Below are 25,148 nucleotides of genomic sequence, written 5' to 3'. Positions count from 1 at the left end.
GTTCGGACCAAGGTAATTCGCGTGAGCAAAGCTGCGCGGTCGGCACCGCGCGGTGGAGGGGGCCGCGCGGTGCCCTGCCCCGTCAAGCGCACGTTCGCCGCCGGGGTCACCCCTGAGAGCGACATGCCGGGGGATGGCGGAAAACCCGCGGGTTCCGCTCGTAATCCGCTGTGAACCGGCCATGATCAGGGCCGGAATCGGGACCTCCGTACCCCTCGACGCGTTGTCGGCCGACTTCGGAGAGTAGTTGTGGCACGCCGATGCACGCAGCATCACTTACGAAGGGTTATGGTGGAAACCCCCCCTCGGGCCGGTCCGTATCCCCCCCACGGACCGGCCCGATTTTTTGTGCCCGCACACCGGCCGGCGCCGAGACCGACCTTCGTGCCGAACCGGGATGAGCCCAGACACCCCTTGGGGGAACCGGGCTCCGGCGGGGGTAGGCTTCGACGCCGGGGACTGCCATCCACGGAGGGGCTGACAACACGTGAACGTGCGCGACACCCTGCGCCGCCTGCTGGTCAGGTTCTACGCACGCAGGGTGGGAGGCCATCTCGACCACGCACAGGTGCCCAAGCACGTCGGCGTCATCATGGACGGCAACCGGCGCTGGGCGAAGGCCGCGGGTTCCACCACGGTCCAGGGCCACCAGGCCGGCGGCGACAAGATCGAGGAGTTCCTCGGCTGGTGCAGCGAGACGGACGTCGAGGTCGTCACCCTGTGGCTGCTGTCGACGGACAACTTCGACCGCCCGCAGGAGGAACTCGGCCCGCTGCTCGGCATCATCGAGAACGTCGTCAGCTCCCTCGCCGCGGACGGCCGCTGGCGCGTCCACCACGTCGGCACCCTCGACCTGCTGCCGTCCGGGATGCAGTCCGTCCTCAAGGAGGCGGAGGAGTCCACCGCGCACATCGACGGGATACTGGTCAACGTCGCCATCGGCTACGGCGGCCGGCAGGAGATCGCCGACGCGGTCCGCTCGATGATCCTGGACGCGGCCGACAAGGGCACCTCGATGGAGGAGCTCGCCGAGCACGTGGACGTCGACCTCATCGGCCGACACCTCTACACGGGCGATCAGCCCGACCCCGATCTGGTGATCCGCACCAGCGGCGAGCAGCGGCTGTCCGGATTCATGCTCTGGCAGACGGCCCACTCCGAGTACTACTTCTGTGAAGTCTTCTGGCCCGCGTTCCGCAAGGTCGACTTCCTGCGCGCGATGCGCGACTACGCGGCGCGACACCGGCGTTACGGCGGATAACGGGCCGAGCCACCCGGAATACCCCCGCTGGGACGGAAGTAACAAAGAGTTCACCAGGGCGCCGTCATATGCCTTGGCATGGCGGCGCATGTTCGAGGGCATAAGCCAAGCAGGTCGACGCCCGAACCACGGGTGTCGGATCTCAGCGGGCGGCACGGGGCCGTCCGCCCGGGAGGCCCTTTGCACCAGCCCGACCGTGCGGTCAGTACGGACGAGACGGAGGGCCGGTCCTCGGCCCGCGCACTGCGGTCCGGACCGGTCCAGCTCCTCTCCGTCGCTCCCCGACCTCTTCCGAGGGGGTACGTCCTTCCGTGGTGACCAGCACAAAGCGCCGTATGCCTGACCGGCGCACCTATGTCCTCGACACCAGCGTTCTGCTGGCCGACCCCAACGCGCTGAACCGCTTCGACGAGCACGAGGTCGTGCTGCCGATCGTCGTGGTCACAGAGCTGGAGGCCAAGCGGCACCATCCCGAACTCGGCTACTTCGCCCGCCAGGCCCTGCGCCTGCTCGACGAGTTCCGGGTCCGGCACGGTCGCCTCGACGCCCCCATCCCGATCGGGGAACTCGGCGGCACCGTCAGGGTCGAGCTCAACCACTCGGACCCCAGCGTGCTGCCCAGCGGCTACCGCCTGGGGGACAACGACTCCCGCATCCTCGCGGTCGCCCGCAATCTGCAGGCCGAGGGGTACGACGTCACCGTCGTGTCGAAGGACCTTCCGCTCAGGATCAAGGCCTCCTCCGTAGGACTCCTCGCCGAGGAGTACCGCGCGGAACTGGCCATCACGGGCTCCTCCGGCTGGACCGGGATGTCCGAACTGACCCTGCCGGGCGAACAGGTGGACATCCTCTTCGAGGAGGGCCACGTCTTCGTCCCGGAAGTGGCCGACCTTCCCGTGCACACCGGACTGACCATCCAGTCCGAGCGCGGCAAGGCGCTGGGCCGGGTCACCGCCGACGGCAACGTCCGGCTGGTGCGCGGCGACCGGGAGGCCTTCGGCATCAAGGGCCGCAGCGCGGAGCAGCGCATCGCGCTGGATCTGCTGCTCGACCCGGACATCGGGATCCTGTCCATGGGAGGCCGGGCGGGCACCGGCAAGTCCGCGCTCGCGCTCTGCGCGGGCCTGGAGGCGGTCCTGGAGCGCCGCCAGCACAAGAAGGTCATGGTCTTCCGGCCGCTGTACGCGGTGGGCGGACAGGAGCTGGGCTATCTGCCCGGTTCCGAGGCCGACAAGATGGGCCCCTGGGCCCAGGCGGTCTTCGACACGCTGTCCGCGGTCACCAGCCGCGAGGTCATCGAGGAGGTCACCGCCCGCGGGATGCTGGAGGTCCTGCCGCTCACCCACATCCGCGGCCGTTCGCTGCACGACGCGTTCGTGATCGTGGACGAGGCGCAGTCCCTGGAGCGGAACGTCCTGCTGACCGTCCTGTCCCGGATCGGGGCCAACTCACGGGTGGTCCTCACCCACGACGTGGCCCAGCGGGACAACCTGAGGGTCGGCCGCTACGACGGTGTCGTCGCCGTGGTGGAGAAGCTGAAGGGCCACCCGCTCTTCGCGCATGTGACCCTCACGAGGTCCGAGAGGTCCCAGATCGCGGCGCTTGTGACCGAAATGCTGGAGGACGGCCAAATCTGAGGTAGTTGCAGGTAAGTTGGCGCCGTCCCGCGAAGCCGAAGAGCTTAGCGGGGCGGCGCTTCGGCGTGCTGCTGTTTCTCCAAATCCCCTGGGGCAAACGGGATGTGAGCTTTCACACGCAACTCGGAATTGCCACCCGGCGTCGGGTTACGGCAGAGTCTCACTCCTGTCAGGCCCCGCATACGACACACGTGTACCCCCAGCGGTATGCACCAACTTGAGCATCACAGCCAACTCCACATCGACGTCGTATGCCGCCCGCTTCTTCACGCGGCGCTCCCCGAGCGGGAGTTGCCCACCGGGCCCGTGCCTCCCGTGACCCCGTAGTTGGGAGGCCAGCGTTCAGGGGCACGATTGCGTCCGCCAGGGTCACCGAAGCGGACGATGCTGGAAGGAAACCGTGTGAGCCGGATTTCGGTCCGGGGATTCGCAGTGGCTTCGGCCACCGCGGTCACCGCCGTCGGAAGCGTCGTGGGCGTTGCCTCGGGCAGCGTCGCTCAGGCGCAGAACAATGACGCCGAGACGACGGCAGCCGACACCACGCTCCTGGCGGACATCCCCACGGGCCAGCAGGCCCAGGTGCAGACCGCCTCCTTGACGCAGCAGGCCGACGCCCAGGCGATCCAGGCCGACGCGAGCGCCAAGAAGGACGCCGAGGAGTCGGCCCGCCTGGCCGCCGCGAAGACCGCGGTCGCCAAGAAGGCCGCCGCCGAGAAGGCGGAGAAGGACGCGAAGGAGCGTGCCGAGGCGAAGTCCGCGGCGAGCCGTTCCTCCTCCAGCTTCCCCGTGCAGAGCTCGTACACGGTCGCGCAGATCCAGGCCATGGCGGCCCAGATGGTGCCCAGCGGGCAGTTCCAGTGCTTCAGCAACATCGTGTCGCACGAGTCCGGCTGGAACTACCACGCCGTCAACGCCTCCTCCGGCGCCTACGGTCTCTTCCAGGCACTGCCCGCCGGCAAGTACGCCTCCGCCGGCTCCGACTGGCAGACCAACCCCGCCACCCAGATCAAGTGGGGCCTCAACTACATGGACAGCCGCTACGGCAGCCCGTGCGAGGCCTGGTCGTTCTGGCAGGCGAACAGCTGGTACTAGTCGTACGCCCGGTCCCGGGCCGCTCAACCTCAGAAGGCCCCTCCCCGTCCTACGGGGAGGGGCCTTCGCCCTGTACGGTCGGACACGCAACGGCTCCAAGGGGGAGTGGGGTGGGGACAGACGGGGGAAGAGGGCGGATCATGTCGCGAGTGCCAGGGTGGCTCGGCCGGCTCGGCAACGGGCTGAGCGAGATGGGGGAGCGCTTGGACGAGCGCCGCGCCGAGGTGGCGAGGGAACACACCGACACAGGGCCCGAGCCGGCCGCCGCCGACCCCGAACCCCCGGAGCCCGTCCCGGTCCCCGTCACCATCGCCCGTGACCGCCCCGACCCCGCGCTCGCGGTGCCCTGGGGCGTACGGGTGGCCGCGGAGGCGGGCTGGCGGCTGCTGATCCTGGCCGGCACCGTCTGGGTGCTGATGCGCGTCATCAGCGCCGTGCAGCTGGTGGTCTTCGCCTTCGCCGCCGCCCTGCTCGTCACGGCGCTGCTCCAGCCGACCGTGGCCCGCCTGATCCGCTACGGCTTTCCGCGCGGGGTGGCCACCATGCTCACCGCGATCCTCGGCTTCGTCGTGATCGGGCTGATCGGCTGGTTCGTGACCTGGCAGGTCATGGCCAACATCGACAACCTCTCCGACCAGGTCCAGAACGGTGTCGACGATCTGCGCAACTGGCTCCTGAAGGGCCCGTTCCACGTCACCGAGAAGCAGATCAACCAGATCGCGAAGAACCTCCGCGAGGCGATCGGCGCCAACACCGACCAGATCACGTCGTTCGGCCTGGAGGGCGTCCAGGTCATCGTGGAAGCGCTGACCGGCATCCTGCTGGCGATCTTCTCGACCCTGTTCCTGCTCTACGACGGCCCGCGGATCTGGCAGTGGACGCTGAAGCTGGTGCCCGCGGCGGCCCGGCCGGCGATGGCGGGCGCGGGCCCCCGCGCCTGGCGCACGCTCACGGCCTACGTGCGGGGCACGGTGATAGTCGCCCTGATCGACGCCATCTGCATCGGCATCGGCATCTACTTCCTCGGTGTACCGATGGCCGTGCCGCTCGCCGTCTTCATCTTCCTGTTCTCGTTCATCCCGCTGGTGGGCGCGGTGGCCTCCGGCGCGCTGGCGGTCGTCGTCGCGCTGGTCACCCAGGGCGTCGTCACGGCGCTGTTCACCCTGGGGGTCGTGCTGGCCGTCCAGCAGATCGAGGGCCACATCCTCCAGCCCTTCATCCTGGGCCGGGCGGTGCGGGTGCACCCGCTCGCGGTGGTGCTGTCGGTCGCGGCGGGCGGGATGATCGCGGGGATCGGCGGAGCGGTGGTGGCGGTCCCGCTGGTCGCGGTCACGAACACGGTGGTGAGCTATCTGAAGGCGTACGCCCAGGGCACCGAGCCGGTCCCGCGGATGTCGCCGAAGCCGAGGGGGGCGACGGCGGTGTCGTCGACGCCCCCGGACGAGCCACCGCCGGACCGGGCCCCGTAAGCGAGTTGCCCCGCCACCCGCCCGTTCGGTGTCAGCCGAGGGGTTCCAGGACCGCCTCCGCCTCCAGCGTCACCGCCACCGCCTCGACCACGGCCGCAATCTTGAACGCCTCCTGGATCACGTCCCGTTCGACCCCCGCCTTGCGCAGCACCTGCTCGTGCGAGTCGAGACAGGTCCCGCACCCGTTGACCGCGGACACCGCGAACGACCACAACTCGAAGTCGGTCCTGTCGACCCCGGGGTTCGCGATCACGTTCATCCGCAGCCCCGCCCGCAGGGTGCCGTACTCGTGGTCCGAGAGCAGGTGCCGGGTCCGGTAGAAGACGTTGTTCATCGCCATGATCGCGGCGGCGGACCTGGCCGCGGTGTACGCCTCAGGCGAGAGCCGGGCCTTCGCCTCAGGCGCCAACTCCCGCAGTACGAGCGGCGACCGGGCGGCGATGGCGGTCGCGAGGACCGTGCCCCACAACTGCTGGGCCGGCAGGTCGGAGTTGCCGACGACCGAACCGAGGTTGAGCTTCAGGTCCTTGGCGTAGGCCGGTATGGCGGACTTCAGCGCCTCCAGTGACATCCCGGGTCACTCCCCGGCGAGCAGCGCGCCCGCGTCCAGCGTGGCGTCGCCCTTGGTCCAGTTGCACGGGCAGAGCTCGTCCGTCTGGAGCGCGTCGAGCACCCGCAGGACCTCCTTGGGGTTACGGCCGACCGAGCCCGCGGTCACCATGGAGAACTGGATCTCGTTGTTCTGGTCCACGATGAACACCGCGCGCTTGGCGAAGCCGTCCTCGTCCTCGATGCCGAGGTCCCGCATCAGCTCGTGCCGGGAGTCGGCGAGCATCGGGAACGGCAGGTCGCGCAGGTCGTCGTGGTCCTTGCGCCAGGCGTGGTGGACGTACTCGGAGTCGCCGGAGAAGCCGAGCACCTGGGCGTCCCGGTCGGCGAACTCGTCGTTCAGCTTCCCGAACGCGGCGATCTCGGTGGGGCACACGAAGGTGAAGTCCTTGGGCCACGCGAAGACCACTTTCCAACCCCCGTAGGTCTTGTGGGTGATCCGCTCGAACTCCCTGCCCTTCTCCAGCGAGACGCAGGCGGTCAGATCGAACGACGGGAACTTGTCACCGACAGTGAGCACGGGCTCTCCTTGCAGCGGAAAGCACCCAAGCGGAATGGATGCTTCTCGTGGGTTGGTCGGCCCCGATCCTGGCACAACGTGCATTGATTGTGGAAATAGTTACACTGGGGCGTGTTGATCGGAGGTCGTTATCAGTGACCGTCAGTAGTACGAGTAAGAGACGCCAGCCCAGCCTGGCCCAGTTGCGCGCCTTCTCCGCGGTCGCCGAACACCTCCACTTCCGCGACGCCGCCGCCGCGATCGGCATGAGCCAGCCCGCCCTGTCCGGCGCCGTGGCCGCCCTGGAGGAGACCCTCGGCGTCACGCTGCTGGAGCGCACCACCCGCAAGGTGCTCCTCTCGCCCGCCGGCGAGCGGCTCGCCGTACGGGCCAAGGCGGTGCTGGACGAGGTCGGGGCGCTGCTGGCCGAGGCGGAGGCCGTGCGGGCCCCCTTCACCGGGGCGCTGCGCCTCGGGGTCATCCCGACCGTCGCGCCCTATCTGCTGCCGACCGTGCTGCGGCTGGTGCACGACCGGTACCCGGACCTCGACCTCCAGGTGCACGAGGAGCAGACCGCGAACCTGCTCGACGGACTGACCACAGGACGGCTCGACCTGCTGCTGCTCGCGGTGCCCCTCGGAGTCCCCGGAGTGGTCGAACTCCCGCTGTTCGACGAGGACTTCGTGCTCGTCACACCGCTCGGCCATCCGCTCGGCGGACGCAGCGGCATCCCGCGCGAGGCGCTGCGCGAGCTGAACCTGCTGCTGCTGGACGAGGGACACTGCCTGCGCGACCAGGCGCTCGACATCTGCCGGGAGGCGGGCCGGGCCGACGCTCCCGTGACGACCACCGCGGCCGGGCTCGCCACACTGGTGCAGCTGGTGGCCGGCGGGCTCGGGGTCACCCTGCTGCCGCGCACCGCCGTCCGGGTCGAGACGGCCCGCAGCGACCGGCTCCTCACCGGCTACTTCACCGAGCCCGCCCCGACCCGCCGGATCGCCCTCGCGATGCGCACCGGAGCCGCCCGCCGCGCCGAGTACCAGGAGCTGGCCGCCGCCCTCCGCGAGGCCCTGCGACCGCTGCCCGTAAGGGTGTTGGGCACCGGCAACTGACCCGCCCCCGTTCGGTCAAATGCGCGCCGCGCAAAGGAAATCGAACGGCGAGAATTCTCAACTTCCGTCACCCGCAGGCAGCTGGGAAGAACCCGTCCGGAATATCCGCCCGGACTGATACACCTTCACCCCTCAGCGCTACACGTCAGGTGCGTGTACGAAATGCCAAGGGGAGTGATGTCGGGCATTCGGGATTCCCTCGGCCGGGTCGGTCACGACCTGCTCGCGGCGGCTCTCTCGGCCTGTGGGCGCGAGGAGTTCACCGGGGGGCTGCGGGTGTCCGGCAGACCCGGCGGGATCTTCCATCTGCGCGGCGGGCTCGTCATCGCGGTGGAGAGCCCCGGCGCCCCCGGCCCGGAGGCACTGCTGCTGCGCTCCGGCCGGGTCAGCGGAGATCAATGGGCCGAACTGGTAAGGGAGTCGGGCGGCTCGCGCTGGCCGGTGGCCGGACTGATCGCCCACGGCTACGCGGGCGCCGCCCAGTTGCGGATCGTCTGTGTGCTGGCCCTGCACGACGCGGCCTTCGCGGTCGTCGCCGGAGACGTCGACCACTGCGAACGCGCCCCAGGCATCAGGCCGTTGGCCCCGGTCGGCATCGGCGAACCCCCGATGAGGCTGCTCCAGGACGGGGAACGCAGACTCGCCGCGATAGCCGCCCTGCCGTATCCCGTACGGCCCGACCGGGAACGCCCCCGGGCCCCGGCGAGCCTGCCCGACGAGGCCGGACTCGGCATGCTGCAACGGGAGTTGCTCACCCATGTCGACGGCCGCCGGACCGCCCGCGATCTCGCCTTCCGCACCGGGCGCGGGGTCTACCCGGTCACCACCGAGGTCGCGCGGATGCTCGCCGAAGGACTCCTGGAGTGCTTCGACACCCCGGTGCCGATCCCGGTCCGGGTGCCGCCCGAGGCCCCCGTCCTGCGCCGTCGTGAACCGGCGCCCGCGCCACCGCAGTTCACCGTGCCCGCTGTGCCCACCGCGCCCAGCGCGCTGCCCCGGCGGAATCCGGGGGCCAGCGGCATCACCGAATCTCTCGTCCCCGAAAAGAACGGGGCGGGCTGGAAAGGGTTCTTCCGCCTGCGGAACGGAACCTCGAAATGACTCCGACGACCATATGCGATCAGTTTCAGGGGAGTTGAGTAAGTGGATCACGAAGCCCTCACATTGGAAATGCGCACCCTGCGGGAACAGGTGACCGGCATCACCGACACCGCGGTCACGGCGGCCGACGGACTGCTCATCGCGGCCGACACCGCCGACACGATCGACCCGGAGGCCCTCGCCGCGCTCGCCGCGGCCGGCCTGGGCCTGGCCCGGCGCACCGCCGAGGCCACCGACCGCGGCACATTGCGCCAGACGGTGACGTACGGCAGTCACGGCTGCGCCGCGACCTACGCCGTCGGCGACACCGCGCTGATGGTGGTGCTCGGCGACGAGGGGATGGACGTGGACCGGCTGCATCTGGCGGCCCGGCCGACGCTCGACCGGATCGAGTCGATCCTCACCGAGAAGGCATCAGAAGGAGTGTGAAGGGATGGCGACGAAACGCATGACGTCAGGTTTCTCCGACCAGGTGATGGGCCTGGTCAAAACGCTCCGGACCGACGCCCCGGACTGTGTGGCCTCGGGCGTGGTCGACATGGCCACCGGCATGCTGCTGTCGTACGAGACGGTGGACAACCACCCGCCAGAGGTCCTCGACCTGCTGGCGGGTGCGACCCTCGACCTGTTCCAGGGCCGGACGGTCGTGATGATCGAGGACGTCTTCAAGGAGCGTCGCGGGATCACCAGTGACCACCACTTCTTCCAGGAGATCCTGGTCAACAGCGAGAACCTGACCCACCTGTTCGTGCGGATGACCGAGCAACAGGACGTCGTCGCCGTGGTGGTCTGCCGCAAGTCGGTGAACGTGGGCATGCTCTTCGCCCAGGTCCGCCGGGTGGTGCGGGAGTACGGACTCTGACCTGACGACGGGCGGACGGCTGCGGGCGGGCCCTACTCCGTGCGCAGCCCGTCCGGCCGCATCATCCGCAGCAGCGGCGGCAGGCTCAGCAGCGTCACCGCCAGGACGACCGCCGCGCCGATGCCGGTCATCATCAGCACGCTCGTCCAGTCGACGACCACCGTCGAGGCCGTCATCTTCAGCAGCACCGCGCCCAGGGTCAGCCCCACCGCCGAGGCCAGCGCGAGGCCCAGGCCGATCGGGATCGCCGTCTGCCACAGCACCGACAGGCTCAGGGTGCGCCGCCGGGTGCCGAAGGCGACCAGCGCCGACAGCAGCTTCCTGCGCTCCCGCAACTGCTCCAGCTGTGAGACCAGCAGGCTGGCCCCGATGAGGACGAGCACACAGGTGGCGCCGACCAGCAGCCCGGTACGGATGGACCGGAGCTGCTGCGACTGCCGGGTGGTCGTCAGGGTGTACACGTCGGCCAGCGGATCGAGCCGCGCGGCCGTGTTGCGGACCCGGTCGGTCGCGTCCGTGACCGCGGGGTCGAGCGACACGAACGCCTTCTGGTTCAGGCCCTTCGTCGCGTTCGCGGGCAGTGCGCCCGAGGTGATCAGCAGACCGCCCCGCGCGTAACCGGTCGGGTCCTCGCGGGACATGGCCGTCCTGAAGCCCGCGGGTACCTTCCAGGGCACCGTGTGCGAGATGCTCGGCGAGCCGTCGTAGTGCGGGTCGAAGTACAGGGTGCCGCCCGCCTTGGCGAGTCGCTTCGTGTCGCCGGCGTAGTCGCCGCCGAGGATCCGGAACATGTCGCCGTCCGCGCAGGACGTCAGCCGGGCCACCTCGCGCAGTTCGGCGCAGCTGCCCACGGCCACCTCGATCTCGGTCTGCGGGTTCCTCGCCCGGTCGCCGAGCGAGGTGAACGAGACGACCGACGCCCGGCGCACGCCCTCGGTCCCCTTGAACTGCCGCTCTGCCTCCGAGAGTTGGACCCCGCTGTTCACGGTGATCTCCATCTGGGCCCGGTCCACGTCGTTGCCGGTGCGCTTCGTGTAGTCGCCCTCGATGCCGGCGAACAGCATCTGGAGCGCGACCGCCCCGGCCACCGCGACCGCGATGCCGTTGACCATGCGGGCGGCCGTACCGCTGCTCAACTGGAGCCTGCGGACGGCGAGTTGCCAGGACACCGAGCCGGAGTTCAGCCGGGCCACGGTGGCTTCGACGACCCAGGGCAGCAGGGCGGTGATGCCGACGAGCAGCAGGACCGTGCCGCCGATCACCAGCCACTGGTTGAAGTTCCCGTTGGAGTTGCCCTGGCCGATCATCGGGTAGAGCATCCCCAGTCCGACCAGCGGCAGCAGCAGCCGCCACCACAGCCGGCGTCGCGGCGGCCTCGCCTTGCGGACCACGCCGAGCGGTTCGATGACCACCCCGCGCAGCGCGAGCAGCGTCACCAGGACGGCCGCGGCCGGCACGGCGACGGCGACCAGCAGGACGAGCGCGGGCGACGGGTTGAGGTCGCTGGGGAACACGCTGATGTCCCGCACCTCCAGCCGGGTCGCCAACTCCCGTCCCAGCAGGAAGAACCCGGTGCCGAGGACCAGCCCGAGGAGCGCCCCCGCGAGCGCCTCGCCGCCGGCGATCCGGCGCGCCATCCGCCCGTCCGCGCCGACCAGCCGCAGGGCCGCGAGCCGCCGGTCGCGGCGCTCGCCGCCGAAGCGCACGGCCGCCGCGATGAACACGCCGACCGGCAGCAGCAGCACGATGAAGACGATCAGGACCAGCAGGAGCAGGATCGGGTCGAGCTTGTCCGGCTGGGAGTTCGGGGAGGGTCCGAAGTAGTCGATCCGCTCGACGGAACCGCCCGCCTGCTGTTGGAGCAGGTCCTTCCCGCCCGCGTAGTAGGCGAGTTCGGCGGGTCCGACGAGGCCGGCGTGCGCGATGGTGCCGGTGATCCGGTAGGGCAGCCGCTCCCGCAGCAGCTTCCCGGAGCCGGACTTGAGGAGCCTGTCCAGCGCGGGCGAGACGACCATCTCACCGAGCGCGGGCAGCTTCGCGACTCCCGGCGGCAGCGGTGCCTTCGCGCCCTCCGGCTCCAGCAGCCGGCCGCGCACGTCCTTGTCGCGGAACGTCGTGCTCGTGTCGGCTATGACGAGGGTGTTGTCCGCCTTCGGCAGGATCTTCCCGCTGTAGGTGAAGTCCTCCCGGGCGCTGCTGCGTTGGCTGCGGTCGGCCAACGCGTTCGGCAGGGCGGTGGCGAGCAGCAGCAGCGCCACCCCGAGCCCGACCCCGACGGCCGTCAGCAGGGCCCGGACCCAGCCCTCACGCCCGCCGCCGACGGCGAACCGCACCCCCATGGCCAGATCTGCGGCCCACTGACGCACGTTCATACGACCCGCTCCATGTCCCGGGACTTCCCGTCCCGTACGACGATCTCGCGGTCCGAGTAGGCGGCCACCCGGGCCTCGTGCGTGACCAGCACGACGGCCGCGTTGGTGGACCGGGCCGCCTCGGTGAGCAGTTCCATCACGCGCTCGCCGTTGAGCGAGTCGAGCGCGCCGGTCGGCTCGTCGGCGAACAGCACCCGCGGGTCGGTGACCAGCGAGCGGGCGACGGCGACCCGCTGCCCCTGTCCGCCGGAGACCTCACCGGGCCGCTTCTTGGCGAGGTCGTCGACCTCCAGCCGTTGCATCCAGGTGAGGGCGGCGCGTTCGGCCTCCTTGCGGTGGGTGCCGTTGAGCCGCAGTGGCAGCGCGACGTTCTCGACGCAGGTCAGCTCGGGCACCAACTGGCCGAACTGGAACACGAACCCGAACTCGGAGCGGCGCAGCGCGCTGCGCTGGGCGTCGCTCATGGTCGCCATCTCCTGCCCGTCGTAGATGATCGAGCCCGAGTCGGGCGGCACGATCCCGGCGAGGCAGTGCAGCAGCGTCGACTTCCCGGACCCGGAGGGGCCCATCACGGCGACCACCTCACCGGGGTGGATGGAGAACTCGGCGCCGTCGAGCGCGGTCGTCGGGCCGTAGGCCTTGCGCAGCTCCTGGGCCGCGAGCAGGGAACCGGCGGGATGTGTCGTCACTTGGCCACCACCTCGGCGAGCTTGTCGAGGCGCGCGGCGGTGAGTTCGAGCCACCGCAGGTCGGCCTCCAGATGGAAGAGGGCGTGGTCGCAGATCAACTGGTCCGCGAGATCGCCCTTGCGCTTGCGGTCGGTGAGGATCCGCATGCCGCGCAGATGCTCGGAGCGCTGCACGTCGAGGATCTCGCCCGCGTTGCGGTGCGTCAGCAGCGCGAGGACGACCTTGGTGTAGAGGGTCGACTGGAGGTACGGCTCGGGCTTCTCGGGTGTCGCGAGCCACTGCTGTACGTCGGTGATCCCGGCGTCGGTGATCGCGTACCGCTTGCGCTCGGGACCGCCGCCGGCCTCGATGCCGTCGACCTCGACGAGGCCGTTCTTCAGCAGGCGGGACATCGTCGAGTAGACCTGGCCGTAGTGCAGCGGCCGGTCGTGACCGAACTTGTCGTCGAAGGCCCGCTTCAGGTCGTAACCGTGGCACGGGCCGGACTCAAGGAGCCCCAGAAGGGTGTGACCGATGGACATGCGGAGCACTCTACACACGGCGTATACGCGGTGTGTATACGCACGGTGCACAGCTCATGGCGGCGGGTACGGCCCCGCAGGTGGCGGCCGATTGTCACGGTTCTGTCACTGGGGCGACCGGGGCGGCCGGCCGCGGCGCGGCAGCGGCCCGGTCTCGCCGGGCAGCCGCCCCGCCTCCGCGAGGGCGCGGCGCAGCAGGAACTCGATCTGCGCGTTGGCGGACCGCAGTTCGTCCCCGGCCCACCGGGCGACGGCCTCGTACACGGCGGGGTCCAGCCGCAGCAGGACCTGCTTGCGCTCCTGCTGCGGCCGGCGCTTCGCCCCTGCGGGCTCGGACGGGTCCGTCACTGGTGCAGGGTCCCCGTGTTCAGCACGGGCTGCGGCGACCGGTCCCCGCACAGCACCACCAGCAGGTTGGACACCATCGCCGCCTTCCGCTCCGGGTCCAGCTCCACGATGTCCCGCTCGGTGATCCGGGCCAGCGCCGCCTCGACCATGCCCACCGCGCCGTCCACGATCTGCCGCCGGGCCGCCACGACCGCCCCGGCCTGCTGCCGCTGGAGCATCGCCGAGGCGATCTCGGGCGCGTACGCGAGATGCGTGAAGCGCGACTCGATGATCTGGACGCCGGCCGACTCGACACGCGCGCTCAGTTCGAGGACCAGCTTCTCGGTGATCTCCTCGGCGTTGCCGCGCAGCGAGAGCGCGCCCTCGTCGTGGGCGTCGTAGGGGTACTCGATGGCGATGTGCCGGACGGCCGCCTCGGTCTGGATGGCGACGAAGTCGCTGTAGTCGTCCACCTCGAAGGTGGCCTGCGCGGTGTCGCGGACCTTCCACACCATGACCGCGGCCAGCTCGATCGGGTTGCCGTAGGCGTCGTTGACCTTGAGGACCGCGGTCTCGTGGTTGCGGACGCGGGTGGAGATCTTCGTCCGAGAGGTGAACGGGTTCACCCAGCGCAGCCCGTCCTGCCGGATCGTCCCCCGGTACCGCCCGAAGAGCTGCACGACCCGTGCCTCGCCCGGGGCCACCGTGTTCAGTCCGCGCATCGCGATGACCGCCGCCAGGAAGACCAGGACGCCGCCGACGATCAGCGCGGCCTTTCCGCCGGGCGCGGTGACCGCGGCGGCGCCGGCGAACAGCGCGACGGCGAGCAGCAGTCCGGCCAGTCCGAGCGCCAGCGCCAGCGCGCCGCCGATGCTGTGCGCGGCGAACTCGCGCACCCGCGGGGCGGGCATCTCGGGTACGTCCGCCGTGGGTGAGTCCGTGGCCATGTTTCCCCCATATCTCGGTCGAAGCAAAGTGATATCAGATTACCCCATGGCGGCAACCCTCGACCCGGTTCGCACGTCGGTTCCGTAGAGACGGGTGCTGATTCTCACGTCCGTAAAAGACAGGATCGGCAGACCTTTGTCACAACTGGCGGTGTTAGCTTTCTGAGCTGACTCGCAGAGACGACCGAGACGGAAGCGGAGCAGACGGACTCATGGGACGAGCGGAAGAGCGACGAGCGCGACAACGCGGTGGCCGCCGCGCTGCGCCCAAGACCCGCCGTTCGTCGGGAGCGGATGCCAAGAGCGGCAAGGACGGCCGGAGCTTCATACGCAGACTCTTCACCTGGAAGAAGATCCTCGGCACGTTCCTGGGCTTCTGCCTGCTGGGCATCGGCGCGTTCATCGTGCTCTACATGATGATCAGCATCCCCGCGGGCAACGCCGACGCGAAGCTCCAGAGCAACGTCTACAAATACAGCGACGGCTCGGTCATGACCCGTAGGGGAACGGTCAACCGCGAGAACGTGGACCTCTCACAGGTCCCGAAGGCCGTCCAGGAGACGTTCGTCGCCGCCGAGAACAAGACCTTCTACAAGGACGCGGGCGTCGACCTCAAGGGCACCGCGCGCGGCCTGCTCAACACGCTCTCCGGCAAGGGCGCGCAGGGCGGCTCCACGATCACCCAGCAGTACGTCAAGAACTACTACCTGACGCAGGACCAGACCGTCACGCGCAAGCTGAAGGAAATGGTCATCTCGCTCAAGCTGGACCGCGAGAAGTCGAAGGACTACATCCTCGCCGGGTACATCAACACCAGCTACTACGGCCGCGGCGCCTACGGCATCCAGGCCGCCGCGCAGGCCTACTACCGCGTCGACGCCAAGGACCTCACGGTCGAGCAGGGCGCCTATCTCGCCGCGCTGCTCCAGGCGCCGAACCAGTACGACTGGGCCATCGCGACCGACACGGGTAAGAAGTTGGTGCAGGCGCGCTGGAACTACGTGCTGGACAACATGGTCGGTCAGGACTGGCTGAGTTCCACCAAGCGCGCGGCCATGAAGTTCCCGGTCCCCAAGGCGCCCAGGGCCGAGGCCGGCATGGAGGGCCAGACCGGTTACATGGTGACCGCCGCCGACAGCGCGCTGGAGAAGCAGCTGATATCCAGCGGCCAGGCGTCCAACACCACGGAGGCCGAGGCGCTGGTCAACGCGGGCGGCTGGACGATCACGCTCAACATCGACAAGAAGAAGCAGACCCAGCTGGAGAAGGCCGTCAAGTCCCAGCTGACCAGCAAGCTCGACGCCAAGAAGCGCAAGGTGGACGGGAACGTCCAGCCGGGCGCGGTGTCCGTGGACCCGAAGACCGGTGCGGTCGTGGCGATGTACGGCGGCTCGGACTATCTGAAGCACTTCACGAACAACGCCACCCGCACCGACTACCAGCCCGCCTCCACCTTCAAGCCGGTGATCCTCGCCGCGGCCCTGGCCGACCAGGCCAAGACGCAGTCCGGCAAGACGATCACCACCGACACGCTCTACGACGGCACCAGCAAGCGCCCGGTCGTCGGCAGCGACATCGCCTTCGCCCCGGAGAACGAGGACGACCAGGACTACGGCAAGGTCACCGTCCAGACCGCGATGAACAAGTCGATCAACTCCGTCTTCGCGCAGCTCGGTGTCGACGTCGGCATGGACAAGGTGATGAAGACCGCCGAGCAGCTGGGCATGGACCCCGGCGACCTGAAGGCCGTACCGGCGCAGACCCTGGGCACCATGGGCGCGAGCCCGATGGAGATGGCCGGTGTCTACGCCACCTTCGACAACCACGGCCGGAAGGTCACCCCGGCGATCATCAAGTCGGTCGCGCACAACACGCGCACGGTCACCATGCCGAACCCGATCGGCGCCCAGGTCATCCCGCGCGAGGCCGCCGACACGGTGTCCTCGGTGCTGACCGGCGTGGTCGACGACGGTACGGCGAAGGTCTCGGTGGCCCAGAACAGCAAGCGCGACGGGCAGCAGGTCGCGGGCAAGACGGGTACGTCCGACAATAACAAGTCGGCCTGGTTCACGGGCTACACGCCCGACCTGGTGACCTCGGTGGGCCTGTTCGGCGAGCAGAAGGGCACCGGGGCCCAGGTCCCGCTGACCGGCGCGACCGGTCTGATCACCGCGGGCGGCGGCCGGATCAACGGTGGCGGCTACCCGGCGCAGATCTGGGCGACGTACATGTTCGGAGTGACCAAGGCGAACAGCAAGTTCGACCTGGAGACCGACCAGGGCGCGGCCGTCGAGCCGGACTTCACGCCGACGACGACCCCGACGACCAGCGCGCCGGCGTCACCCACGACCAGTGCGCCCGCGTCCCCGACGACCAGTGCGCCCGCGTCACCCACGACCAGTGCGCCCGCGTCCCCGACGACCAGCGCGCCCGCGTCACCCACGACCAGTCCGCCCGCGACACCGACCGACAACAACACGGACAACCCGTTCGGGCAGCTCGACCAGTAGCGGGCCCGGACGGACACGAGGGCGCCCGGCAGTCCGCCGGGCGCCCTCGTCGTGTCGTCGGCCTAGTTCCGGTTCAGCTCGAACCAGACCACCTTTCCGGTGCTGAGCCGGGTCGCTCCCCAGCGGCGGGCCAGCTTGTTGACCAGGTAGAGGCCGCGCCCGCCCTCGTCCGTGGCCCGCGCCTGGCGCAGCCTGGGCAGCTGCGGCACGTCGTCGCCGACCTCGCAGCGCAGCACGTCGGTCCGCAGCAGCCGCAGCGTGACCGGCCGCGAGGCGTACCGCACCGCGTTCGTCACCACCTCGCTGACCAGCAGCTCGACGGAGTCGGTCAGGTCCTCCATGCCCCAGCGGGCCAGCGCCCGCCGGGCCAGCCTGCGGGCCTGACCGGGCGCCGAGTCCTCCGGGTCGAGGAACCAGTACGCCACGTCGCTCGGCGCGATCCCGTCGAAGCGGGCGGCGAGCAGCGCGATGTCGTCGTCCCGGTCACCCGGGCCGAGCATGTCGAGCACCTCGTCGCACAGGGCTTCCAGGGGCGGCGGGTGATCGGGTCCGGTGAGCTGCGCGACCGCGGCCAGCTTCTCGCGCAGCTGCTCTATCCCGGTCCACACGTCCCGCAGCCGCGACTCGACCAGCCCGTCCGTGTACAGCAGCAGGGTGGCCCCGGCGGGCGCGTCCAGCTCCACGGCCTCGAAGTCGACACCGCCGACCCCGATCGGGGCACCGGGCGGCACCCGCAGCACCTCGGCCCGGCCGCCCAGGTGCAGCAGCACGGGCGGCGGATGGCCCGCGTTGGCGATGGTGATGCGGTGCGAGACCGGGTCGTAGACCGCGTACAGGCAGGTCGCCATGCGGTCGGTGCCCAGGCGCTGGGCCTGTTCGTCGAGGTGGTGCAGGACCTCCTGCGGAGGCAGGTCCAGCCCGGCCAAGGTCTGCGCGGTGGTGCGGAGTTGGCCCATGATCGCGGCCGAGGTCATGGAGTGGCCCATGACGTCACCGACCACGAGGGCGACCCGGCTGCCGGGCAGCGGGATCGCGTCGTACCAGTCGCCGCCGACCCGGGCCGTCTCGGCGGCCGGGAGATAGCGGGAGGCCAGCCGGACGCCGGTGGGGCGCGGCAGGTTCTCCGGGAGCATGGTGCGCTGCAACTCGTCGGCGATGTACGCCTCGCGGCCGTAGAGCACCGCCTTGTCGATGCCCAGGGCGCTGTGCGTGGCCAGTTGGGCGGCCACCAGGAGGTCGTCCGCCTCGAAGGCCATGCGCTCCGAACTGCGCAGGAACAGCGCGGCGCCGATCACCCGGCGCCGGCCGCGCAACGGCGCGAGGATCGCGCGCTGGCCGGTGGGGACGATCAACTCGCCGTCCTCGCCGAGCAGTTCGGGCAGCGCGGCGCGCGCGGCCGGGGAGTCGGCGAACACCGGACGGACGCCCCGCAGCACTTCGTTCAGCGCGCCACCGGGCCTGACCTCGCACAACTCGGCGGTGACCGCGGACAGTTCGGACGGCTGCTCGGGCTGGAACGCGGGCAGGAAGCCGTTCTCCGTGTCCCGCTCCTCCGGGATCCGGTCGGTGCGGCGCAACCGCAGCACGACGGGACCCGTGGGCCGCTCGTCGCCCACCGGCAGCGGGTCGCGCAGATAGACCAGGATCGCGTCCGAGAAGGTCGGCACGGTCGCCCGGCACAGCCCCATCACGATCTCGTCCAGGTCGATGCCGCGGGCGATCCGCCGGGTCGCGGCGCCCACGAAGCGCAGCCGGTCCCCGTCCCGCCGCATGGGCATGGGACCGCCCGGGGGCAGCCCCTGTCCCGTACGGCGCTCCTTGGTCGCGGAGTCGGGGCCCGGCTGGGCCGGGATGCCCTCGGGCACGGGACGCGGGCGGTGGGCGTCGGGTTCGGCGGCCGAGGGCTGGGAGTGCTCGGAGCCACCTGCGGTGTCGGGCTTCACAGGGGTACCTGCCGGGTCCTTCCCCTTGGCGCGGGACATGCTCGTACCCGGTGGCGAGGACGGCTCACCGGTGCGTGCCTGAGCCGGTAAGGCCGGGGCACCGGACGGCCTGGGCGGCGGCGTCGAGGTACGCAGAAACGCCCCGCGGGGGTCCGTGGGGTCGGCGCCCTGCGGGCGCTCGAAGGAGGTGGGGTGCTCCGTCACGCGTGTCGAATCCGTCCGTCCGGGACCGCACGTGTCGCGTGCGGATCGTCCCGCCGAAATGCCGATACCCGGAATACGTGCCCCAGGAACGGAATTCCCGCGTGGTCAGAGGCTGTTCCTGTGCCACCGGTGGACCGGCGGCCCTCAGGACCGGTGTCGCCGGTGTGGTCCTCGTACCCCTCGCTCACGTCCTGCCGCCCCTCGGTGACATCTGGTCAGTCCCGGTACATGCGCCGGGAGTTGTCGCGCTGCCCTTGCGGAGGACGATCCTACGGTTGCGCACCGGGGGCGCATCAAGGGTCTCATGTGGACATGTGCGCGGGGGTGCGGTCCCAGTCCTCCGGAAGTGAAGGTACAGCCCAGGACGGATCCGGGCGCCAGTGCTGCCAGCCGTCCGCGAACGGAGAACCCCACGCGCGGATCGTCTCGACCGCCGACCAGCCCGCTTTCCTTACCCGTTCGGCGAGTTGGGCGTCCATCAGTCCGTCCCGCTGGGCCTGCGCGAACTCGTCCTCGTCGCGCCACTGCCAACTCCGGTCCGGATCCACGGTGATGTCCAGGAAGTGGTCCTCGGAGTCGACCCCGCCCGCCCAACGGACAAGCGGTTCCTCAAGGTTCACGTACCAGTTGTTGAACCGCCATCCCGGTTCCCAGAACAGCCACACCGACCATGCCTCACCGGGCCGCGCCAGCTTCAGCACCCCCGTGCCGAACCAGTGGTCGCGCTGGACCGTGCGCGGCTTGGTGTACCGCGTCTCCAGCGGCTCCACGTGCACGGACGTGCCGTCCGCGAGCACCGGCTTCACACACTCGGTGCCGGGCGCCATCCAGACGGCGAGCAGCTCCTCGTCGTCGCGCACGACCGTGACGGGACGGACGATGTGGAAGCGTGGTCCGGCGTTCTCCCGATAGCGCCACAGGATCTGACTCCCGGGCGCCCAGAAGGCCGTAGAGGTACCCGCTTCCACCGCTCTCACCGCTCCACCGTCTGCCATGAACAGATATTAGGTGCCCGGGGCATACGACGCTGCGGCGCGCGTCACGGTTCGCGCCATGGCGACCATTGGTTACGGACGCGTCATCCGCAGGACATCGAGGGCTTCGTCGAGTTGCCCGACCGTCAGGTCGCCGCGCTCCACATAGCCGCCCTCCAGGACGACTTGGCGGATCGTCTTCCGTTCCGCCAGTGACTTCTTGGCCACCTTGGCGGCCTCCTCGTACCCGATGTACTTGTTCAGCGGGGTGACGACGGAGGGCGAGGACTCGGCGTACTCCCGGGCGCGCTCCCGGTGCGCGACGATCCCGTCCACGGTCCGGTCGGCGAGCAGCCGCGACACGTTCGCGAGCAGCCGGACGGACTCCAGCACGTTCTTCGCGATCACCGGCAGCATCACGTTGAGCTCGAAGTTGCCCGCGGCCCCGGCGGTCGCGACGGTCGCGTCATTGCCGACCACCTGCGCGGCGACCATCAGCACGGCCTCCGGGATCACCGGGTTGACCTTGCCGGGCATGATCGAGGACCCCGGCTGGAGATCCGGCAACGAGATCTCCGACAGCCCGGTGCGCGGCCCGGACGCCATCCACCGCAGATCGTTGGCGATCTTCGTCAGCCCTACGGCGACGGTCCGCAGCTGCCCGCTGGTCTCGACGATGCCGTCCCGGGCGCCCTGCGCCTCGAAGTGGTCGCGGGCCTCGGTCAACGGCAGCCCGGTGACGAGGGCGACCTCCGCGATCACGGCGGCGGAGAACCCGGGCGGGGTGTTGATCCCGGTCCCCACGGCGGTCCCGCCCAGCGGCAGCTCCGCCAGCCGGGGCAGCGAGGCCTGCAACCGCTCGACGCCGTACCGCACTTGGGCCGCGTACCCGCCGAACTCCTGCCCCAGCGTCACCGGGGTCGCGTCCATCAGGTGGGTCCGCCCGGACTTCACCACGTCGGCGAACTCGACGGCCTTGCGCGACAACGCGCCCGAGAGATGCTCCAGGGCCGGGATCAGATCGTGGATCACGGCACCGGTGGCCGCGATGTGGATGGAGGAGGGGAAGACGTCGTTGGACGACTGCGAGGCGTTGACGTGGTCGTTCGGGTGGACGTCCCGCCCCAGCCGCTCACCGGCGAGGGTCGCGATCACCTCGTTGGCGTTCATGTTCGACGAGGTGCCCGACCCGGTCTGGAACACGTCGATCGGGAAGTGCTCGTCCCAGTCCCCGGCGGCCACCTCGCGGGCGGCCTCCTGGATCGCCTCCGCGACGTCCTTGTCCAGCACGCCCAGTTCGGCGTTCACCTTGGCGGCGGCACCCTTGATCCGGGCCAGCGCCTCGATGTGGGCGCGCTCGATCCGCTGCCCCGAGACCGGGAAGTTCTCCACCGCCCGCTGGGTCTGGGCCCGCCACTTCGCGTCGGCCGGGACCCGTACCTCCCCCATCGAATCGTGCTCGACCCGAAACGCACCCGCTGCCTGACCGTCGGCCATCGCCGATCACCTCCTGTGGGGACAGCATCGCGGACGCGCCGCGTGTTCCCACGGCAGGCGGGGACCGGAGTGTTCCGGCGCGGGTGGTGGAGGTCAGTGGTCCGCCGCGGTGCAGACGGGCTTGCCCGACACCTCGGCGCAGGCCTGTGCGTCGCGCGGGTCCGCGGTGCTGAGCATCGGGCTGGTGTAGCCGTCCGAGCGGTCGCCCGGGTACTCGGCGGACAGCTCGTCGCGGCCCGATCTGATCGAGATCTCCCGGGTGCCGCCGACCCGGGTGCGCACCTCGGACCAGACGGTCGCGCAGGACGGCGAGTAGCGCAGCCGTACGACCTGGGCGGCCCGCGCCACGACGCTCTCCGTACGGGCGTCCCGGGCGCAGGTGCCGGCGGCCGGCAGTTCCCCCTGGCAGCCGTCGGCACGGCAGGAGGCCGACGTGTGCGGCTCCGCGCCCGCGTCGCGGTCGAGGACGTCGGCGGCACCGGCGGTGACCGCGACCGTGGTGGCCATCGCGGCGAGCGCGACGAGGGCACGGGCGGCGGCACGCGGCCGGCGGGCGCGTACGGGCGGGGCGGGGGGCCGCGGCGGCGGAGGGGCGGGCCTGGACTGCTCCTGGGCCGCCGCCTCCCACAGGGCGGACAGCGGGCCGGGGTCGCTCTGCGCGAGCCGGGCCAGCGCCGTGACCGCGGCCCGCGGCGGAAACTGGTCACCGTTCAGATAGCGGTGCCAGGTCGACTTGCTGTACGGGGTGACGGCGGCCAGCGCGGCCAGGCTCAGACCGGTGCGCTGCTTGAGGAGGCGGAGCCGTTCCGTCAGGAGCCGCTGCCGCTCGACCGTCACGTGGCTTTCCATCCTGCTCCCTCGCCGTACCGGGTGACCGTCGTGATCCGTTCCCGGGGGCGGTGCGGGGCCACACCCCGATCGCCCCGAATATTCCGGATTATGAAGGGGTGTTGACCTGGCGCCACCCGTCGGGACGTATCGAGCGGTCCCGACGGGTGGCGCCGTGGCTCAGCGGGGCGTCAGCACCAGCGGACGGCGCCGCGGTCGCGGACGTAGTGCGCGGAGACGTAGCCCTCGTGGTGCGGGAGCCGGTACCAGAGGTGGTTGCCGAAGACGCCGCCGCCGCGCGTCTCGCAGACGATCGGCAGCGCCCGCCCGACCGGTCGCGTACCGACGATCCGGTAGCCGGTGCCGGGGCCCGAGCGGACGTTCAGACGGGTGTAGTGGTGGGTCCTGACGCGGCCCCAGGTGGGGGCGGTGACGTGGTGGCGGGTGACGTGGTGCCGGGTCGGGTGCGCCGAGTGGCCGGCCGGGGCGCCGACGGCGGCGACGGCTGAGACGGGGAAGACGGCGACGGCCGCGACAGCGGCCACGAGGCCGTTGCGCAGAATGCGTCGGATCATGGGGGGTTCCTCCGAGTCGACCGTGGACCACGGGCTGTGATCCAGTCGACCGGAGCTTTTCCGGCAAACCGGGCGGAAATGCCGTCCCGCCCGTCCCTGGGACGAATTGGAACGGGGGCCGGGCTTCACCGGTGTCCCACGGGCGTTCCGGGAGCACCTCGGGAGCGTCCAGGGACCCCTGCGGGACGGGATGTGCCCTCCGGTCGCGCCGGGCGGGGCGCTACGTCGGTTGGCGCGTCCGGTGATCGGGGGCGAGGCCGGGTCCGGGGCGCGGCCCTCGGTGGGGTCGAAGGGGCGGAGCCCCTGGGGGCGGGACGGGTAGGGGCGGCGGGGGCGGAAACCAAACCGTCCCCGCCGCACCCGACGGGCTACGCCAGCCCCGGCCCCCGCACCGGAATGTGCGTGAACGTCGGCTCCGGGGCCGGGTTCTGGAAGAAGTCGTTGCCCTTGTCGTCGACGACCACGAACGCCGGGAAGTCCTCGACCTCGATCTTCCAGACCGCCTCCATGCCGAGCTCCTCGTACTCGACGACCTCGACCTTCTTGATGCAGTCCTGGGCGAGCCGTGCCGCCGGCCCGCCGATCGAACCGAGGTAGAAACCGCCGTGCGCGTCGCACGCGTCGGTGACCTGTTTGCTGCGGTTGCCCTTGGCGAGCATCACCTTGGAGCCGCCCGCCGCCTGGAACTGCTCGACGTAGGAGTCCATGCGCCCGGCCGTGGTCGGGCCGAAGGAACCGGACGCGTAGCCCTCGGGCGTCTTGGCCGGTCCCGCGTAGTACACCGGGTGGTCCTTCAGGTACTGCGGCATCTCCTCGCCCGCGTCCAGCCGCTCCTTGATCTTGGCGTGCGCGATGTCGCGCGCCACGACCAGCGGGCCGGAGAGCGAGAGCCGGGTCTTCACCGGGTACTTGGTCAGCTCGGCGAGGATGGCGTCCATCGGCTGGTTGAGGTCGATGCGGACGACGTCCTCCTCGGCGGAGTCGAGGTGCTCGTCGGTCGTCTCCGGCAGGAACCGCGCCGGGTCGGTCTCCAACTGCTCCAGGAACACGCCCTCGGCGGTGATCTTCGCGACGGCCTGCCGGTCGGCCGAGCAGGACACGGCGATGGCGACGGGGCAGGACGCGCCGTGCCGGGGGAGGCGCACCACCCGCACGTCGTGGCAGAAGTACTTGCCGCCGAACTGGGCCCCGATCCCGATCCGCTGAGTCAGCTCGAAGACCTTCTGCTCCAACTCCTTGTCCCGGAAGCCGTGTCCGAGGTCGGAGCCCTCCGCCGGGATCTCGTCCAGGTAGTGCGCGGAGGCGTACTTCGCGGTCTTCAGCGCGTACTCGGCGCTCGTGCCGCCGACCACGATCGCCAGGTGGTACGGCGGGCAGGCCGCCGTACCGAGCGAACGGATCTTCTCCTCAAGGAACTTCATCATGGAGCCCTCGTTGAGGACCGCCTTCGTCTCCTGGTAGAGGAACGACTTGTTGGCCGAGCCGCCGCCCTTCGCCATGAAGAGGAACTTGTAGGCGCCGCCGTCCGTCGCGTACAGCTCGATCTGCGCGGGCAGGTTCGATCCGGTGTTCTTCTCGTCCCACATGGTCAGCGGGGCCATCTGCGAGTACCGCAGATTGAGGTTCAGATAGGCGTCGTAGATGCCGCGGGACAGGGCCTTCTCGTCCTCACCTTCGGTGAGGACGTTCTGTCCGCGCTTGCCCATGACGATCGCCGTACCGGTGTCCTGGCACATGGGCAGCACACCGGCCGCCGCGATGTTCGCGTTCTTCAGGAGGTCCAGCGCCACGAACTTGTCGTTGCCCGACGCCTCGGGGTCGTCGATGATCCGGCGCAGCTGCGCGAGGTGGGCCGGCCGCAGATAGTGCTGGATGTCGTGGATCGCCTCGGCCGCCAGCTTGCGCAGCGCCTCCGGCTCGACCTTGAGGAACGTCCGCCCGTCGGCCTCGAAGGTGGAGACACCCTCGGAGGTCACCAGCCGGTAGGGGGTGGTGTCCTCTCCCATGGGGAGCAGATCGGTGTACGCGAACTCAGGCATGTCGCCCATTCCTCACTCGACAGACAGTGCGGCCGGCCTCCATTGGCAGGCGTCCTCCAGCGTAGGACCTGCCACTGACA

22 protein-coding genes are annotated in these 25,148 nt (G+C 70.3%); 9 read left to right on the top strand and 13 right to left on the bottom strand.

Annotated elements, in window-relative coordinates; translation table 11 throughout:
* The first annotated feature begins 487 nt into the window (after positions 1-487).
* The 4 genes from ACIQPR_RS02135 (at position 488) to ACIQPR_RS02120 (ending at position 5,459) form a co-directional block, all read left to right on the top strand.
* Positions 488-1,261 (top strand): isoprenyl transferase, encoded by a 774-nt coding sequence (locus ACIQPR_RS02135; protein WP_403640540.1) that lies wholly within the window; start codon positions 488-490, stop codon positions 1,259-1,261.
* 311 nt (positions 1,262-1,572) lie between these two features.
* Positions 1,573-2,898, top strand: coding sequence for a PhoH family protein (locus ACIQPR_RS02130; RefSeq protein WP_403640537.1), 1,326 nt, complete (start codon positions 1,573-1,575; stop codon positions 2,896-2,898).
* Between the two features lie 402 nt (positions 2,899-3,300).
* Positions 3,301-3,990, top strand: coding sequence for a transglycosylase SLT domain-containing protein (locus ACIQPR_RS02125; RefSeq protein WP_403640534.1), 690 nt, complete (start codon positions 3,301-3,303; stop codon positions 3,988-3,990).
* Between the two features lie 140 nt (positions 3,991-4,130).
* Positions 4,131-5,459: an AI-2E family transporter gene (locus ACIQPR_RS02120; protein ID WP_403640531.1), complete on the top strand. Its 1,329-nt coding sequence runs from the start codon at positions 4,131-4,133 to the stop codon at positions 5,457-5,459.
* A 31-nt stretch (positions 5,460-5,490) separates the two neighbouring features.
* Here the strand turns inward: ACIQPR_RS02120 and ACIQPR_RS02115 are convergent, their stop codons facing one another.
* On the bottom strand, positions 5,491-6,030 hold the full coding sequence (locus ACIQPR_RS02115) for an alkyl hydroperoxide reductase (RefSeq protein WP_403640528.1): 540 nt from the start codon (positions 6,028-6,030) through the stop codon (positions 5,491-5,493).
* Between the two features lie 6 nt (positions 6,031-6,036).
* A complete protein-coding gene (locus tag ACIQPR_RS02110; protein WP_403640525.1) occupies positions 6,037-6,588 on the bottom strand; it encodes a peroxiredoxin in 552 nt (183 codons plus the stop codon).
* Positions 6,589-6,722: 134 nt separating this feature from the next.
* Here ACIQPR_RS02110 and ACIQPR_RS02105 point away from each other — a divergent pair, with 134 nt between their 5' ends.
* The 4 genes from ACIQPR_RS02105 to ACIQPR_RS02090 all read left to right on the top strand — a co-directional run bounded on the left by ACIQPR_RS02105 (position 6,723) and on the right by ACIQPR_RS02090 (position 9,642).
* Positions 6,723-7,679: a LysR substrate-binding domain-containing protein gene (locus ACIQPR_RS02105; RefSeq protein WP_403640522.1), complete on the top strand. Its 957-nt coding sequence runs from the start codon at positions 6,723-6,725 to the stop codon at positions 7,677-7,679.
* Between the two features lie 177 nt (positions 7,680-7,856).
* Entirely contained in the window at positions 7,857-8,780 is a 924-nt protein-coding gene (locus tag ACIQPR_RS02100; RefSeq protein WP_403640519.1) for a MarR family transcriptional regulator, read from the top strand.
* Between the two features lie 69 nt (positions 8,781-8,849).
* Complete coding sequence (locus tag ACIQPR_RS02095; RefSeq protein WP_403642832.1) at positions 8,850-9,209, top strand: roadblock/LC7 domain-containing protein; 360 nt, start codon at positions 8,850-8,852, stop codon at positions 9,207-9,209.
* Between the two features lie 4 nt (positions 9,210-9,213).
* The gene (locus tag ACIQPR_RS02090) at positions 9,214-9,642 is read left to right on the top strand and encodes a hypothetical protein (protein WP_403640516.1); all 429 of its coding nucleotides are present in this window, start codon (positions 9,214-9,216) and stop codon (positions 9,640-9,642) included.
* Between the two features lie 32 nt (positions 9,643-9,674).
* Here ACIQPR_RS02090 and ACIQPR_RS02085 read toward each other — a convergent pair whose 3' ends face one another.
* The 5 genes from ACIQPR_RS02085 to ACIQPR_RS02065 all read right to left on the bottom strand — a co-directional run bounded on the left by ACIQPR_RS02085 (position 9,675) and on the right by ACIQPR_RS02065 (position 14,498).
* A complete protein-coding gene (locus ACIQPR_RS02085; RefSeq protein WP_403640513.1) occupies positions 9,675-12,014 on the bottom strand; it encodes an ABC transporter permease in 2,340 nt (779 codons plus the stop codon).
* Complete coding sequence (locus ACIQPR_RS02080; RefSeq protein WP_403640510.1) at positions 12,011-12,703, bottom strand: ABC transporter ATP-binding protein; 693 nt, start codon at positions 12,701-12,703, stop codon at positions 12,011-12,013. Before ACIQPR_RS02080 ends, ACIQPR_RS02085 begins: the two co-directional genes overlap by 4 nt.
* Entirely contained in the window at positions 12,700-13,224 is a 525-nt protein-coding gene (locus ACIQPR_RS02075) for a PadR family transcriptional regulator (RefSeq protein WP_403640508.1), read from the bottom strand. The genes ACIQPR_RS02080 and ACIQPR_RS02075 overlap by 4 nt, the downstream gene beginning before the upstream one ends.
* Positions 13,225-13,329: 105 nt before the next feature.
* Positions 13,330-13,572, bottom strand: coding sequence for a hypothetical protein (locus ACIQPR_RS02070; RefSeq protein WP_403640505.1), 243 nt, complete (start codon positions 13,570-13,572; stop codon positions 13,330-13,332).
* Entirely contained in the window at positions 13,569-14,498 is a 930-nt protein-coding gene (locus ACIQPR_RS02065) for an SPFH domain-containing protein (RefSeq protein WP_403640502.1), read from the bottom strand. The genes ACIQPR_RS02070 and ACIQPR_RS02065 overlap by 4 nt, the downstream gene beginning before the upstream one ends.
* 212 nt (positions 14,499-14,710) lie before the next feature.
* Between ACIQPR_RS02065 and ACIQPR_RS02060 the strand changes: the two genes are divergently transcribed.
* Positions 14,711-17,008, top strand: a complete 2,298-nt coding sequence (locus ACIQPR_RS02060) for a transglycosylase domain-containing protein (protein ID WP_403640499.1) — start codon at positions 14,711-14,713, stop codon at positions 17,006-17,008.
* A gap of 62 nt (positions 17,009-17,070) precedes the next feature.
* On the opposite strand, the gene ACIQPR_RS02055 is transcribed toward ACIQPR_RS02060, so the two are convergent.
* The 6 genes from ACIQPR_RS02055 to ACIQPR_RS02030 form a co-directional block, all read right to left on the bottom strand.
* The gene (locus ACIQPR_RS02055) at positions 17,071-19,155 is read right to left on the bottom strand and encodes a SpoIIE family protein phosphatase (protein ID WP_403640496.1); all 2,085 of its coding nucleotides are present in this window, start codon (positions 19,153-19,155) and stop codon (positions 17,071-17,073) included.
* A 302-nt stretch (positions 19,156-19,457) separates the two neighbouring features.
* Positions 19,458-20,150, bottom strand: a complete 693-nt coding sequence (locus ACIQPR_RS02050; protein WP_403640493.1) for a DUF402 domain-containing protein — start codon at positions 20,148-20,150, stop codon at positions 19,458-19,460.
* Between the two features lie 72 nt (positions 20,151-20,222).
* Positions 20,223-21,626: a class II fumarate hydratase gene (locus ACIQPR_RS02045; RefSeq protein WP_403640490.1), complete on the bottom strand. Its 1,404-nt coding sequence runs from the start codon at positions 21,624-21,626 to the stop codon at positions 20,223-20,225.
* 93 nt (positions 21,627-21,719) lie between these two features.
* Complete coding sequence (locus tag ACIQPR_RS02040; RefSeq protein WP_403640487.1) at positions 21,720-22,475, bottom strand: DUF2690 domain-containing protein; 756 nt, start codon at positions 22,473-22,475, stop codon at positions 21,720-21,722.
* 170 nt (positions 22,476-22,645) lie between these two features.
* Positions 22,646-23,029, bottom strand: coding sequence for an SH3 domain-containing protein (locus tag ACIQPR_RS02035; RefSeq protein ID WP_403640484.1), 384 nt, complete (start codon positions 23,027-23,029; stop codon positions 22,646-22,648).
* 368 nt (positions 23,030-23,397) lie between these two features.
* Positions 23,398-25,068 carry a fumarate hydratase gene (locus ACIQPR_RS02030; RefSeq protein WP_403640481.1) on the bottom strand — a complete coding sequence of 557 codons (1,671 nt, stop codon included), beginning with the start codon at positions 25,066-25,068 and terminating at the stop codon, positions 23,398-23,400.
* Positions 25,069-25,148: the final 80 nt, after the last annotated feature.

Origin of the sequence: Streptomyces sp. NPDC091280, assembly GCF_044768565.1 — a bacterium.
In the GTDB taxonomy this organism is placed as follows: Bacteria; Actinomycetota; Actinomycetes; order Streptomycetales; family Streptomycetaceae; genus Streptomyces.
This window is presented reverse-complemented; position numbering and strand designations above follow the sequence as displayed.